The organism is Micromonospora sicca (assembly GCF_003172935.1).
In the GTDB taxonomy this organism is placed as follows: domain Bacteria; phylum Actinomycetota; class Actinomycetes; order Mycobacteriales; family Micromonosporaceae; genus Micromonospora; species Micromonospora sicca.
This window is the reverse complement of record NZ_QGKS01000136.1, coordinates 1-14,099: the sequence shown is the minus strand read 5'-3', so window position 1 is coordinate 14,099 and position 14,099 is coordinate 1. Positions and strand designations below refer to the sequence as shown.

Genomic DNA, 14,099 nt, shown 5'->3' with positions numbered 1-14,099 from the left:
GGGTCTGGGGGCTGACCGCTGTGGCGGGCGGCGCGCTCGCGGTGGTGGCCGGCGGGGCGACGGGGTGGTTCTCGGCCGACGGTGTCGGTTGGTCCCCGGTGGTCCTGCCGGTGGCGGTGCCGGGAGGTAGCGACCGCACGGTGGCGGTGGCCGGTGCCGGGGGGGCCGTTCTGTTGCTGGAGGACAACGATTCGGGGGCCCGGATCTGGTCGGCGCGCGGGCCGTGGAGTCCCGGCTGAGCCTCCCACCAGCGTGTTTCCGCTCGGTGTCGGATGTCCGATTTTCCCACGGCACGGGCGCGTGTGTTACAGCAGATCTGTGAAAACGGCCACTCAACGTAACGGTTAGGTCAACCCCTCTTCCTAGGTCTACCGGCGCGCCCCGCCAGTGGGATAACGTCCCGGCCCAGACCGGGATTGCGGTCGGTCCGGCCCGCCCTCGCAAGGTCCAATTCGCGGTGGGTGGTTCGGGCCTTCGGACGGAGGAGGGTACGAGCCGTGAGGCAGAAGCTCGCACGGGTGCTTGGTGGCGTAGCCATCACCGCGCTCGTTTTCAGTGGCGCGGCCTGTAAGGCCGACAGTGGTAGTGACGCGAGCGGCGACAAGGCCGCCTGCGACCTGAAGATCGGCTTCTTCGGCCCGCTGACCGGTGACGCCGCGGGTCTCGGTATCCACATGCGCAACGGCACCAAGCTGGCCATCGACCAGTACAACAAGGACAACGCGGACTGCAAGGTCAACCTGGCCGAGTACGACTCGCAGGGTGACCCGGCCAAGGCCCCGGCGCTGGCCCAGCAGGCGGTCGGCGACACCAAGGTCGTCGGCATCATCGGCCCGGCCTTCTCCGGCGAGTCCGAGGTTGCCGACCCGATCTTCGACGAGGCCGGCCTGCCGATCATCACCCCGTCGGCGACCCGCCCGAGCCTGAGCACCAAGAGCTGGAAGATCTTCCACCGGGGCGTCGGTAACGACACCTCGCAGGGCCCGGCCGCCGGCCGCTACATCAAGAACGTCCTCAAGGCCGACAAGGTCTACGTCGTCGACGACCAGTCGGCGTACGGCGCCGGCCTGGTGGACGAGGTCAAGAAGGTCATCGGCACCGTCGCCGGCGAGGACAAGATCCAGGTCAAGCAGACCAACTTCTCCGCCGTCGTCACCAAGATCCAGAGCAGCGGCGCGAACGTCCTCTTCTTCGGTGGCTACTACACCGAGGCCGGCCTGCTGCTCAAGCAGCTCAAGGGCGCGGGCTGGAAGGGCACGATGGTCGCCGGTGACGGCGTCAACGACGCCAACTTCATCAAGGTCGCCGGCGAGCAGGTCGCCGAGGGCACGATCCTGACCTGCCCGTGCGCCCCGGCCACCGCGGCCAAGGGCTCCTTCGTGACCGACTACAAGGCGGCCTTCGACAACGCCGAGCCGGGCACCTACGCCGACGTGTCGTACGACATCACCAAGATCTTCCTGGAGGGCATCAAGAGCGGTAAGTCCTCCCGGGCGGACCTGCTCCAGTTCGTCAACGGCTACAACAAGGCGGGTGGCGCCACCGGCGTGACCTACAAGTTCGAGGCCAACGGCGAGCTGGACCCGGCCCAGGTGCTGGTCTGGGCCTTCAAGGTGAACGCGGGCAAGGTCGTCCCCGACATCGAGATCCCCAAGGCCTGACCGGTTCTGTCCGGTCCCGCCAAGGGACACCAGGTGTGTGCGGCCGGGAGCTTTTCTCCCGGCCGCGCCGCTTGGCCGCACAGTTGGAGCCCCCTTTTGAACTTCGATGAGCTGTTCGGGAACTTCCCGGCGCTGACCATCACCGGCCTGGAGCAGGGCGCGATCTACGCGCTCATCGCCCTCGGCTACACCCTGGTGTACGGCGTTCTGCGCCTGATCAACTTTGCTCACTCCGAGGTCTTCATGGTCGGTACCTTCACCGCCCTGTGGACCTGGCAGGCCCTCGGCTACGACCAGAACTCGGCCGCCCCGGCCCTCGGCCCGCTGATCCTGGCGGTGGTCGCCGGTCTCGTGGTCGCGATGGCCGCCTCGGCGGTCACCGCGGTCACGGTCGAGCTGGTCGCCTACCGGCCGCTGCGCCGCCGCAACGCGCCGCCGCTGGCCTTCCTCATCACCGCGATCGGCGCGTCGTTCGTGCTCGCCGAGTCGTTCGGCATCGGCACCCGCCGGGCCCCGTTCGGCATGCCGGACCTGATCCCGCAGAAGACGGTCTTCACCCTCTTCGGTGCCGGGGTGACCAACGTCCAGCTGCTCATCCTCGGCGTCACGCTGATCATGATGATCGCGCTGGACCAGTTCGTGAACCGCAGCCGCCTGGGCCGCGGCATCCGGGCGGTCGCCCAGGACGCGGACACCGCCGCGCTGATGGGTGTCAACAAGAACCGGGTCATCCTGCTGGTGTTCGTGCTCGGCGGCCTGATGGCCGGCGTGGGCGCCCTGCTGTGGGACCTGCGGTTCGGCTACACCAAGTTCAACGTCGGCTTCCTGATCGGGCTCAAGGCCTTCTCGGCCGCGGTGCTCGGCGGCATCGGCAACCTGCGCGGCGCGCTGCTGGGCGGCCTGCTGCTCGGCGTGGTGGAGAATTACGCCGCCGGCCTCTTCGGCGGCGACTGGAAGGACTTCACCGGCTTCGTGCTGCTGATCGTGCTGCTGATGTTCCGGCCGACCGGTCTGCTCGGCGAATCTCTCGGGAGGGCGCGCGCATGACCGCCACCGTGAACAACAAGCGGACCGCGGGCTTCAAGAGCCGCTGGGCGGCGATGCCCAAGCAGGTGCGCTGGGCGGCGATCGCCGCGCTGGTCGTGCTGCTCTACATCCTGCCCAACAAGTGGTTCTACGAGTACCTCGGCTTCCCCATCGGCAGCGACTACTTCGCCTTCTACACCACCCGCTCGGACTTCGCCGGAGTGCTCTTCGACACCGCGGTGTTCGTCCTGCTGGCCGTCGGGCTCAACGTGGTGGTCGGCTTCGCCGGCCTGCTCGACCTGGGCTACTTCGGCTTCTACGCGCTCGGCGCGTACACGGTCGCGTTGCTGACCTCGCCGGAGAGCCGATTCGGCACGAACTGGCCGTGGCTGGCGGCGGTGCCGCTGGCGGTGATGGTGGCGATGGTCTCCGGCGTGATCCTCGGCGGCCCGACGCTGCGCCTGCGCGGTGACTACCTGGCCATCGTGACCCTCGGCTTCGCCGAGATGATCCGCCTGTACGCGTCGCGCAACGAGGGCATCGCACAAGGCCAGCGGGGCATCCCGGCGATCCCGCACCCGCCGGGCACCGGCACGGACGGCAAGCCACTGTTCGGGGTGGTGGACGCCCGGCCGTACTACTGGCTGATGCTGACGCTGATCCTGATCGTGCTGCTGCTGATCCGGAACCTGGCCAACAGTCGGGTCGGCCGGGCCTGGGTGGCGATCCGCGAGGACGAGGACGCCGCCGAGATCATGGGCGTGCCGACGTTCAAGTACAAGCTGTGGGCGTTCGCCATCGGCGCGGCGGTGGCCGGCCTGACCGGCGCGATCTTCGCCGGCAAGCAGACGTTCATCAACTCCGACCAGTTCGTGCTGGAGAGCTCCATCCTGGTGCTCGCCGCGGTGATCCTCGGCGGCGCCGGCAACATCAAGGGCGCCATCGTCGGCGGCGCGATCACCTGGTACCTGCCGGAGTGGCTCCGCGGGGTCGGCGACCTCATCGGGGTGAACTTCGACGCCGCCGAGTACCGGATCCTGGTCTTCGGCGTGGTCGTCATCATCATGATGATCTTCCGGCCGCAGGGTATGGTGCCCAACCGTCGCCGGGCGGCCGAGTTCGCCGACCGGCGCAAGGAAGCGGTTCCCCAGGAGACGGTGCCCAATGAGTGAGCCGCAGATGCACAGCGAGCGGGACGAGACCAGCGAGCGGGACATCGCCGACGACGGTCGCAGCACCGTCGGCACCCCGCCGGAGAAGGGCGCGGACACGCCGGTGGAGACCACCCCCGGCGGCGCCGACCCGGCCGGCCGGGAACCGCTGCTGGAGGTCGACCACGTCACCCTCCGCTTCGGCGGTGTGGTCGCCCTGGACGACGTCGCGTTCACCCTGTACAAGGGGGAGATCCTCGGCCTGATCGGCCCGAACGGCGCCGGCAAGACGACCTGCTTCAACGCGATGACGGGCGTCTACCGGCCCACCGAGGGTGAGATCCGGTTCCAGGGGCAGCGGACCAACGGCAAGCGCCGGTCCTGGATCACCAAGGCCGGCATCGCCCGGACGTTCCAGAACATCCGGCTCTTCCCGGAGATGACCGCGCTGGAGAACGTGATGGTGGGCGCGGACGCCCACCACAAGACCAGCGTCATCGCCGCCATGCTGCGCCTGCCGCGGCACTGGCGGGAGGAGCGGGAGGGCCGGGAGAAGGCGTACGAGCTGCTGCGCTTCGTCGGCATCGAGCGCCGCGCCGGGGAGCTGTCGCGCAACCTCTCGTACGGCGAGCAGCGCCGGCTGGAGATCGCCCGGGCCCTGGCCACCGATCCCACCCTGCTCTGCCTGGACGAGCCGGCCGCCGGCTTCACCCCGGCCGAGAAGGAGGAACTGCTCGGCCTGATCCGTAAGATCCGGGACAACGGCACCACGGTGCTGCTGATCGAGCACGACATGCGCCTCGTCATGGGCGTGACCGATCGGATCGTGGTGCTGGAGTTCGGCAAGAAGATCGCCGAGGGCCTGCCGGCCGAGGTCCGTGAGGACCCGAAGGTGATCGCCGCGTACCTGGGGGTGCCGACCGATGCTGCTTGAGATCAACGACCTGACCCTGCTCTACGGGCGGATCCAGGCGCTGCACGGGATCAGCCTGACGGTCAACGAGGGCGAGGTGGTCGCGCTGATCGGCGCCAACGGCGCCGGCAAGACCACCACCATGCGGGCCATCTCCGGGCTGCGCCCGGTGGCCCAGGGCTCGATCATCTTCGACGGCACCGACGTCACCCGGATGCGCGCCGACCTGCGCGTGGTCCGGGGCATCGGGCAGGCGCCCGAGGGCCGGGGCGTCTTCCCTGGCATGAGCGTCGTGGAGAACCTGGAGATGGGGGCGTACACCCGCCGGGACCGGGGCGGCATCGCCGAGGACATGAAGATGGTGATGGACCTCTTCCCCCGGCTGGCCGAGCGGCGCAAGCAGGCCGGCGGCACGCTCTCCGGCGGCGAGCAGCAGATGCTCGCGGTGGGTCGGGCGCTGATGGCCCGGCCGCGGCTGCTGCTGCTCGACGAGCCGTCGATGGGGCTCGCCCCGATGCTGATCCAGCAGATCTTCGAGATCATCACCCGGATCAACGAGCAGGGCACCACCATCCTGCTGGTGGAGCAGAACGCCCAGCAGGCGCTCTCCCGCGCCCACCGGGGCTACGTGCTGGAGACCGGCCGGATCGTCAAGGAGGGCACCGGCCAGGACCTGCTGCACGACCCGGCGGTCAAAGAGGCGTACCTCGGCGTGGCCTGAGGTCGTCGTACCGACGCGGCCGGCCGCCCCTCGCGGGGTGGCCGGCCGTGGGCGTTTTCGCGCGCGGCGCGCCGGGGGCTCGCTTTCCGGTGCGGCGCGGGTGCCGCCGCCGAAGGGATGTCGGTCGTACGGACTAGAGTCGCTGCCGTGACAGCTACGACGCCGCGCCTGCTCCTCGTCGACGGACACTCCCTGGCATACCGGGCGTTCTTCGCCCTGCCGGTGGAAAACTTCTCCACCACGACGGGTCAGCCCACCAACGCGGTCTACGGCTTCACCTCGATGCTGATCAACGTGCTCCGCGACGAGCAGCCCAGCCACATCGTGGTCGCGTTCGACGTCTCCCGCCGCTCCTTCCGCACCGAGAAGTACGCCGAGTACAAGGCCGGCCGCAGCGAGACCCCGACCGACTTCAAGGGTCAGGTCAGCCTGGTCAAGGAGGTCCTCGCCGCGCTGCGCATCCCGGTCGTGGAGAAGGAGGGGTACGAGGCGGACGACGTCATCGCCACCCTCGCCTGCCAGGCCCGCGACCAGGGCATGCAGGTGCTGATCACCAGCGGCGACCGGGACGCGTTCCAACTCGTCGGCGACAGCATCACCGTGCTCTACCCGCGCAAGGGCGTCTCCGACCTGGCCCGGATGGACCCGGCCGCGGTCGAGGCGAAGTACGGCGTCGGCCCGCAGCGCTACCGCGACCTGGCCGCCCTGGTCGGTGAGACCAGCGACAACCTGCCCGGCATCCCCGGTGTCGGCCCGAAGACCGCCGCGAAGTGGATCAACACGTACGGCGGGGTGGAGGGCGTCATCGCCCGGGCCGACGAGATCAAGGGCAAGGCCGGCGACAGCCTGCGCGAGCGGCTCGCCGACGTGATCCGCAACTACGAGATCAACTGTCTGGTCTCCGACCTGGAGCTGCCCGTCCGTCCCGAGGACGCCCGCTGGCAGGGCTGGGACCGGGAGGCCGTGCACCAGGTCTTCGACACCCTCCAGTTCCGCATCCTGCGCGACCGGCTGTACCAGTACCTGGAGGCCGTGGAGCCGGAGGCGGAGGCCGGGTTCGACCTGACCGGGGAGATGCTCACCGAGCCCGGGGCGGTGGCCGGCTGGCTGGAGACGCACGCCCCCGCGGGCACTCCCATCGGCCTGGCGGTCAAGCTCGACACCGGCCCCAACCGGCGGCACACCGCCACGGTGACCGGGATGGCCCTGGCCACCGCCGCCGGCGCGGCCGCCTGGTTCGACCCGGCCACCCTCGACCCGGCAGACGAGTCGGCCCTCGCCGGCTGGCTGGCCGACGGCGAGCGCCCCAAGGTGCTGCACGACAGCAAACCCGTCGTGCTGGCCTTCGCCGCGCACGGCTGGGAGCTGGCCGGCATCGCCCGGGACACCCAGATCGCCGCCTACCTGGCCCGCCCCGACCAGCGCTCCTACGACCTCACCGACCTGGCGCTGCGCTACCTGCACCGGGAGCTGCGGGTCGACGCGCCGGAGACCGGCCAGCTCACCCTGGAGGGGCTGGGCAACGACGGCGAGGCCGAGCAGAACCTGATGCTCCAGGCCCGGGCCACCCTCGACCTGGCCGACGCGATCGACGCCGAGCTGACCCGCGACGGCGAGCAGTCGCTGCGGCTGATGGCCGGGGTGGAGCTGCCGCTGATGCGGGTGCTCGCCGCCATGGAGCGCACCGGCATCGCCGCCGACACGCACTACCTGTCGGAGCTGGAGGCGCACTTCGCCGCCGAGGTGAAGGCCGCCGCGCAGGGCGCGTACGCGGCCGTCGGGCGGGAGTTCAACCTCGGCTCGCCCAAGCAGCTCCAGGAGATCCTCTTCACCGAGCTGGGCCTGCCGAAGACCAAGAAGATCAAGACCGGCTACACCACCGACGCCGACGCCCTGCAGTGGCTCTACGCGCAGCAGCCGCACCCGGTGCTGGAGCACCTGCTGCGCCACCGGGACGTGGCCAAGCTCAAGTCGACCGTCGACGGGCTGCTGAAGTCGGTCTCCGACGACGGCCGGATCCACACCACCTTCAACCAGACGGTGGCCGCGACCGGCCGGCTCTCCTCCACCGAGCCCAACCTGCAGAACATCCCCATCCGCACTGAGGAGGGCCGGCGGATCCGCCGCGCCTTCGTGGTGGGGGAGGGCTACGACTGCCTGCTCACGGCCGACTACAGCCAGATCGAGATGCGGATCATGGCGCACCTGTCGTCGGACGACGCGCTGATCGAGGCCTTCAACTCCGGCCACGACTTCCACGCCGCCACCGCCTCGTCGGTCTTCTCCGTGGAGGTCGGCGCCGTCACCGCCGACCAGCGGCGCAAGATCAAGGCGATGAACTACGGGCTGGCGTACGGGCTCAGCGCGTTCGGCCTCTCCCAGCAGCTCGGGATCAGCGCCGAGGAGGCGCGCGGGCTGATGGACAACTACTTCGCCGGCTTCGGCGGCGTCCGCGACTACCTGCAGGAGGTGGTCGCCCGCGCCCGCCAGGACGGCTACACCTCCACCATCCTCGGCCGCCGGCGTTACCTGCCCGACCTGGTCAGCGACAACCGCCAGCGCCGGGAGATCGCCGAGCGGATGGCGCTCAACGCCCCGATCCAGGGCTCCGCGGCCGACATCATGAAGGTCGCCATGCTGCACGTGGACAGCGCGTTGCGCGACGCCGGCCTGCGCTCCCGGATCCTGCTCCAGGTGCACGACGAGCTGGTCCTCGAGGTCGCCCCGGGCGAGCGGGAGACCCTGGAGGCGCTGGTGCGCAAGGAGATGGGCGAGGCGTACCCGCTGTCGGTGCCGCTGGAGGTCTCCGTCGGCGAGGGCCGCGACTGGAACAGCGCCGACCACTGATCCGCGGGTTACCGTCCCGGTCCGCGGCGCGCCTTCGGTGGGGCGCCGCGCCGCTCCAGTGCCCGCCGGGACGGCCCGCCCGGCGGCGGAAGCGGAGCCTTGAGGGGGTCGTGACCCCAGTTCATCAGGGAGTACCGCCACCGGGTCTCACGGACGTCGCCGCTCGGTCGCTGCGCCATGTGCCGCCGTACGTACCCGACGACCTTGCGCATGTGCTTGTAATCGCCCTCGGAGAGTTGCTCGCGCTTGCGCCGCAGCAGCTCAATGATCCTGCGGCCGGACTCGTGGCCGACCGACTCGCCGCCCCTGGTGCCCTTCTTGCGCCAGCCGACGTGCTTGGACTGGTCGGACTCCAGCCAGTTCCGCAGTTCGCCGGGCTTCATGTTCACCGCCTCGGTGAACTCGCGATAGGTGTCCCGGCCCTCGTCACTTCGGCTCATGGCGCAGCGCCTCCGGGCGGTGGGCGACGTCCCGGCCCGAGTCGTCGTTGCGGATCCGGTACTGCGGGTCCTCGGCGGACGCGTTCACGGGATGCCCGCGGATGTGCGTCCGGTCGATGAGCTTCTCCTTGACCACGCCGTGCGCCCGCCCGCTGTGGCTGGCCCAGGAGACGTGGTCGCCCCTGCGGAACTCCTTCTCAGCCATGCCCACCGGGTACCCGGGGCCGGCGGGCGGAAACGACGGCTATCGCTCGGCCGGCTTCTCGGCCACGAAGATGGCGGTGCCGGGGAAGAGGCGGCCGCGCAGCGGGCTCCACTGCCCCCAGATCCCCTCGTGTCCCGCGGGCCACTCCGGCTCCACCAGATCCAGGAAGCGGAACCCGGCGCCGACGATCTCCCGGATCCGGTCGCCGAGGGTGCGGTGCTGCTCGACGTACGTGGCCACCCCGTGCTCGTCCTGCTCCACGTAGGGGGAGCGGTCGAAGTACGAGTGGACCGCGGTCAGCCCGCCCTCGCCGGGGTCGTCGAGGAAGATCCAGCGCATCGGGTGGGTGACCGAGAAGACCCAGCGGCCGCCGGGGCGTAGCACCCGGAACACCTCGCGCATCACCGCCGCCGAGTCGTCGACGAACGGGATCGCGCCGAACGCCGTGCAGGCGGTGTCGAACGCCGCGTCGGCGAAGGGCAGGGCGAGGGCGTCCGCCTGTACCAGCGGGACGGTTACGCCGGTGCGGGCGGCGGCGCTCTCGGCGTGCCGCAACATGCCGGCGGACAGGTCCAGGGCGATCGGCCGGGCGCCCTGGGTGGCGAGCCACCGGGCGGCCGCCGCGGCGCCGGAGCCGAGTTCCAGCACCCGGCGCCCGGTCAGGTCGCCGAGCAGCCGGGCGTCGGCCTCGCGCAATCCCTCGGGGCACCAGACGAAGTCCACCTCGCCCAGGAACCCGCCGTGCTCCGCCTGGTAGTCGTCGGCGTCGGTGTCCCACCAGCCCCGGTTGGCCCGGCGTACCTCGGCGTCGCCGACCCGGCGTCGGGTCACCCTGTCGTCATCCACGCGCTCACGCTAGGCCCCGTGCGCCGTCGCCCGTCGGTCGGCCGCGCCGAACGGGTGGGACGCAGGTTGCCGGTGTGACGGACGAGACAGGCGTGGCACCTTACCGTTCGAAATCTCCGCTTTCGCAGCTGACGAGGTCGCGAGGACATGGGAGGGCTTGCACGCTGTGGTAATGCAGCGGGTAGGCTAGACGATGCGCTCGCGGATCGTGTGCCTCGGCAGGGAGCAGGTGCGCGGTCACCGGAGCCACTAATGATCTTCACTTGGCGATCGTTCGGTGTGCCCGGCGGCGGATCCGCTGGCGCGAAAAGGTCACCGCGACACCACGCCTGCTGTGACAACCCATCCGACCGGAGCAACCGCCCACATGACGAGCAGCATCGAGGCCCCCTCGAGCGCCACCCGGGTCACCCACGACGATCTCGGTTCCGAGGAGGCTTTCCTCGCCGCGATCGACGAGACCATCAAGTACTTCAACGACGGCGACATTGTCGAAGGCACCGTCGTCAAGGTCGATCGGGACGAGGTCCTGCTCGACATCGGCTACAAGACCGAGGGCGTCATCCCCTCTCGGGAGTTGTCGATCAAGCACGACGTGGACCCCGCCGAGGTCGTCTCGGTTGGTGACCACATCGAGGCCCTGGTCCTCCAGAAGGAGGACAAGGAGGGTCGTCTGATCCTCTCCAAGAAGCGGGCGCAGTACGAGCGGGCCTGGGGCACGATCGAGAAGATCAAGGACGAGGACGGTGTCGTCCGCGGCTCGGTCATCGAGGTCGTCAAGGGTGGTCTCATCCTCGACATCGGGCTGCGCGGCTTCCTGCCCGCCTCCCTGGTCGAGATGCGGCGGGTGCGCGACCTGCAGCCGTACGTCGGCCGCGAGCTCGAGGCCAAGATCATCGAGCTGGACAAGAACCGCAACAACGTGGTGCTGTCCCGCCGGGCCTGGCTGGAGCAGACGCAGTCCGAGGTGCGCACCGAGTTCCTCAACAAGCTCCAGAAGGGGCAGGTCCGCAAGGGCGTCGTCTCCTCGATCGTCAACTTCGGCGCGTTCGTCGACCTGGGCGGCGTGGACGGCCTGGTGCACGTCTCCGAGCTCTCCTGGAAGCACATCGACCACCCGTCCGAGGTCGTCGAGGTCGGCCAGGAGGTCGAGGTCGAGGTCCTGGACGTCGACCTGGACCGCGAGCGGGTCTCCCTGTCGCTGAAGGCGACCCAGGAGGACCCGTGGCGGCAGTTCGCCCGCACCCACGCGATCCAGCAGATCGTGCCGGGTAAGGTCACCAAGCTGGTGCCGTTCGGCGCCTTCGTCCGGGTGGACGACGGCATCGAGGGCCTGGTCCACATCTCCGAGCTGGCCGAGCGCCACGTGGAGATCCCGGAGCAGGTCGTCCAGGTCGGCTCCGAGGTCATGGTCAAGGTCATCGACATCGACCTGGAGCGCCGCCGGATCTCGCTGTCGCTCAAGCAGGCCAACGAGGGCTTCGTCGAGGGCGAGGAGCACTTCGACCCGACCCTCTACGGCATGGCCGCGACCTACGACGCCGAGGGCAACTACATCTACCCGGAGGGCTTCGACCCGGAGACGGGCGAGTGGCTCGAGGGGTACGACAAGCAGCGCGAGACCTGGGAGAACCAGTACGCCGAGGCCCGTCAGCGCTGGGAGGCCCACACCAAGCAGGTGCAGACCTCCCGGGCCGCCGACGCCGAGGCCGCTGCCAACCCGGCTCCGCCCGTGTCCGCCGGTGGCACCACCACCACGACCACCACGGCCCCGAGCCGGCAGGCCGAGGAGCCGGCCGGCACCCTGGCCACCGACGAGGCGCTCGCCGCTCTGCGGGAGAAGCTCGCCGGCGGCAAGTGACCCGCTGACGACGACGGGCCCCGCCCCGCGATCCGGTTTCCACCGGGTCGCCGGGGGCGGGGCCCTCGCCGTTGCCGCCACGCGAACCCCCCGGACCGGGTGGACCAGTTCGGCGAGGTGGGGCTGTCCGGACGGCGCTGATGCCCCCCACATCCGGGACTGCCGTCGACCGCCCCGTCCGGGCGACCCCGGGGGCGAGCCGGTCGGACCGCCGGGCGGCCCACGGGTCCGGATCAGGGGCCGGGCCCGGTTTGGCGGCGGGCTGGTGATCGGGTTGACTGGTCCGGTGCTGATGGTGGGACTGACCGGTGGGATCGGCTCCGGAAAGAGCGCCGTGGCGGCCCGGCTGGCCGCGCTGGGCGCGGTGGTGATCGACGCCGACCAGGTCGCCCGCGAGGTGGTCGCCCCGGGCAGCGCCGGGCTGGCCGAGATCGTGGCGACCTTCTCCGACCGGGTGCTGGACGCCCACGGCGCGCTGGACCGGGCGGCGCTGGCCGCGGTCGTCTTCGCCGACGAGGAGGCCCGCCGCCGGTTGGAGGGGATCACGCATCCCCGGGTCCGGGCGCGGACCGCCGAGCTGGTCGCCGCGGCGCCGCCGCACGCCGTGGTGGTCAACGACGTACCGCTGCTGGTGGAGGTGGGGCTCGCGCCGACGTACCACCTGGTGGTGGTCGTCCAGACGGCGGTGGCCACCCGGCTGGAGCGGCTGACCCGCGACCGCGGCATGGACCGCGCGGAGGCCGAGCGGCGGATCGCCGCGCAGGCCGACGACCCCCGCCGGCGGGCGGCGGCCGACGTGGTGCTGAGCAACGACGGTGACCTGGCGGAGCTGCACGCGGCGGTGGACGGCCTGTGGCGCGACCGGCTGGTCCCCTACGAGGAGAACGTGCGGGCGCGGCGGGCGGTCCGTCCGGAGCGGGTGGTGCTCACCGAGCCCGACCCGACCTGGCCGCAGCAGTACGCCCGGCTGGCCGCCCGGATCCGGCACGCGCTCGCCCCCGCCGACCTGCCCATCGAGCACATCGGCTCGACCGCCGTGCCCGGGCTCGCCGCGAAGGACGTCATCGACATCCAGCTCGGGGTGCCGTCGCTGGCCGAGGCGGACGGGCCGATCGCCGAGCGGCTCGCCGACGGCGGCTTTCCCCGGCTGCCCGGCGACTGGTGGGACAACCTTCGTCCCCCCGGCGGCGGACGGTGGGAGAAGCGGTTGCACGGCAGCGCCGATCCCGGCCGCCCGGTGTACCTGCACCTGCGGGTGACCGGCTCGCCGGGCTGGCGGTACGCCCTGCTGACGCGCGACCACCTGCGCGCCGATCCGGACCAGCGGGCCGCCTACCTGCAGCTCAAGCGGGAGCTGGCGGCGTCGGCGCCGGACGGCGCGACCTACGGCACGCTGAAGGACCCCTGGTTCGACGAGGAGCACCTGCGGGCCGAGGAGTGGGCCGGGCGGACCGGCTGGCGGCCCTGACGGGCCCGCTCAGCGGGCCGTCGGCGGAAACGTGGTCGTGGGCAGCGCCGGGACCGGTGCGGGGGTGAGATCGAGCTGCGCCCACACGCCGCGCCCGGTGCGCAGCTCCACCCGGCGCAGCAGCCCCTCCCGGTCGATCCAGTAGCGCAGCTGCGCCCCGTGCTCCCGCAGCTCGACGACGTCGACGGTGCGGTCGGCCAGCCGGTCGGCGCGCAGGCGGACCGCCGACCGGGTGTCGGCCGGCGTGCCGACGGCTCCCAGCGCGGCGCCGACGAGCCGGTCCAGGTCGTCGGTCGGAGGCGTGGGGCGCGGCCAGGGGAGGCCGGCCGGCGGCGGCAGCGGTGGTCGGGCCGGCGGCTCCGCCGTGCTGTCGTCCGCCGGTACCTCCACCCGGGCGACCCGGCCCGCCTGGTGACGCAGCAGGGTCCGGCGTCCGGGCGTGCCGATCTCGCCCACCGCCAGGTACGCGGCGGAACCCGCCCAGCTCAGCCAGCCGGCGGCGCGCAGGTTCTTGGTCGGGCCGAGCGGCGCGATTCCGGTCAGCGCGGCGCCACCGGCGGCCCGTAGCCGGGTCGGCAGCCCGGCCAACCGGACGGCCTCGGCGTCGGTGAGCGCCCGTGGCAGGCCGGGACGGCCGCCCAGCGCGTCCACCGGGCGCAGGGTCGGCCGGTCGCTGCGTTCCAGCTGCACGGTGACCTCGGTGTCGTCGGGCAGCCGCCCCACCAGCCGGTGCAACCGGGCGTCCCGGTCGAGCCAGAGCCGGAACTGTCGGACCGGCGCCGGCGTCGCCGGGGCCATGGCGGCCGGGCCGGCGGCGAGCGGCGCCTCCAGCACGTCCACCGACGTGCCGGCGGTGGACTCGCGGCCCAGCCAGCGCGCCCCGACGGCGACCGGGTCGGGCCGGTCCGCGGCCAGGGCGAGGAGCAGGTCGAGCACGGCGGCCAGGCCGCGCTCGGGGGC

At 71.5% G+C, this 14,099-nt stretch carries 11 protein-coding genes and 2 pseudogenes; 9 read left to right on the top strand and 4 right to left on the bottom strand.

What is annotated here, in order from left to right; translation table 11 throughout:
• From DKT69_RS39570 to polA, 7 genes and pseudogenes are all read left to right on the top strand, one after another.
• Positions 1-239, top strand: a pseudogene (locus tag DKT69_RS39570) (hypothetical protein); the annotation flags it as partial.
• Positions 240-497: 258 nt separating this feature from the next.
• On the top strand, positions 498-1,661 hold the full coding sequence (locus DKT69_RS06485; RefSeq protein ID WP_109800668.1) for a branched-chain amino acid ABC transporter substrate-binding protein: 1,164 nt from the start codon (positions 498-500) through the stop codon (positions 1,659-1,661).
• Positions 1,662-1,757: 96 nt separating this feature from the next.
• Positions 1,758-2,708: a branched-chain amino acid ABC transporter permease gene (locus DKT69_RS06480; protein ID WP_109800667.1), complete on the top strand. Its 951-nt coding sequence runs from the start codon at positions 1,758-1,760 to the stop codon at positions 2,706-2,708.
• Positions 2,705-3,859 carry a branched-chain amino acid ABC transporter permease gene (locus DKT69_RS06475; protein ID WP_109800666.1) on the top strand — a complete coding sequence of 385 codons (1,155 nt, stop codon included), beginning with the start codon at positions 2,705-2,707 and terminating at the stop codon, positions 3,857-3,859. The genes DKT69_RS06480 and DKT69_RS06475 overlap by 4 nt, the downstream gene beginning before the upstream one ends.
• Positions 3,852-4,772: an ABC transporter ATP-binding protein gene (locus DKT69_RS06470; RefSeq protein ID WP_109800665.1), complete on the top strand. Its 921-nt coding sequence runs from the start codon at positions 3,852-3,854 to the stop codon at positions 4,770-4,772. Before DKT69_RS06475 ends, DKT69_RS06470 begins: the two co-directional genes overlap by 8 nt.
• Entirely contained in the window at positions 4,762-5,472 is a 711-nt protein-coding gene (locus tag DKT69_RS06465; RefSeq protein ID WP_109800664.1) for an ABC transporter ATP-binding protein, read from the top strand. Before DKT69_RS06470 ends, DKT69_RS06465 begins: the two co-directional genes overlap by 11 nt.
• Positions 5,473-5,619: 147 nt before the next feature.
• Positions 5,620-8,319, top strand: a complete 2,700-nt coding sequence (polA, locus tag DKT69_RS06460) for a DNA polymerase I (RefSeq protein ID WP_109800663.1) — start codon at positions 5,620-5,622, stop codon at positions 8,317-8,319.
• A gap of 8 nt (positions 8,320-8,327) precedes the next feature.
• Here polA and DKT69_RS06455 read toward each other — a convergent pair whose 3' ends face one another.
• From DKT69_RS06455 to DKT69_RS06445, 3 genes are read right to left on the bottom strand one after another with little or no spacing between them, the layout of a single operon-like run.
• Positions 8,328-8,759, bottom strand: coding sequence for a DUF3140 domain-containing protein (locus tag DKT69_RS06455; protein WP_109800662.1), 432 nt, complete (start codon positions 8,757-8,759; stop codon positions 8,328-8,330).
• Complete coding sequence (locus tag DKT69_RS06450) at positions 8,746-8,964, bottom strand: hypervirulence associated TUDOR domain-containing protein (RefSeq protein WP_109800661.1); 219 nt, start codon at positions 8,962-8,964, stop codon at positions 8,746-8,748. Before DKT69_RS06450 ends, DKT69_RS06455 begins: the two co-directional genes overlap by 14 nt.
• Positions 8,965-9,003: 39 nt before the next feature.
• Entirely contained in the window at positions 9,004-9,810 is an 807-nt protein-coding gene (locus tag DKT69_RS06445) for a class I SAM-dependent methyltransferase (protein WP_109800660.1), read from the bottom strand.
• A 367-nt stretch (positions 9,811-10,177) separates the two neighbouring features.
• Here DKT69_RS06445 and rpsA point away from each other — a divergent pair, with 367 nt between their 5' ends.
• Together rpsA and coaE are read left to right on the top strand one after the other, a co-directional pair.
• The gene (gene rpsA, locus DKT69_RS06440) at positions 10,178-11,671 is read left to right on the top strand and encodes a 30S ribosomal protein S1 (protein WP_109800659.1); all 1,494 of its coding nucleotides are present in this window, start codon (positions 10,178-10,180) and stop codon (positions 11,669-11,671) included.
• Between the two features lie 286 nt (positions 11,672-11,957).
• Positions 11,958-13,139: a dephospho-CoA kinase gene (gene coaE / locus DKT69_RS06435; RefSeq protein WP_109800658.1), complete on the top strand. Its 1,182-nt coding sequence runs from the start codon at positions 11,958-11,960 to the stop codon at positions 13,137-13,139.
• A gap of 9 nt (positions 13,140-13,148) precedes the next feature.
• Here the strand turns inward: coaE and DKT69_RS38175 are convergent.
• Positions 13,149-14,099: pseudogene (locus tag DKT69_RS38175) on the bottom strand (hypothetical protein); the annotation flags it as partial.

Coding starts and splice junctions, on each gene's coding strand:
- DKT69_RS06450 (WP_109800661.1), bottom strand. CDS start 8,964: ATGGCTGAGAAGGAGTTCCGCAGGGGCGACCACGTCTCCTGGGCCAGC.
- rpsA (WP_109800659.1), top strand. CDS start 10,178: ATGACGAGCAGCATCGAGGCCCCCTCGAGCGCCACCCGGGTCACCCAC.
- DKT69_RS06465 (WP_109800664.1), top strand. CDS start 4,762: ATGCTGCTTGAGATCAACGACCTGACCCTGCTCTACGGGCGGATCCAG.
- DKT69_RS06455 (WP_109800662.1), bottom strand. CDS start 8,759: ATGAGCCGAAGTGACGAGGGCCGGGACACCTATCGCGAGTTCACCGAG.
- DKT69_RS06475 (WP_109800666.1), top strand. CDS start 2,705: ATGACCGCCACCGTGAACAACAAGCGGACCGCGGGCTTCAAGAGCCGC.
- DKT69_RS06470 (WP_109800665.1), top strand. CDS start 3,852: ATGAGTGAGCCGCAGATGCACAGCGAGCGGGACGAGACCAGCGAGCGG.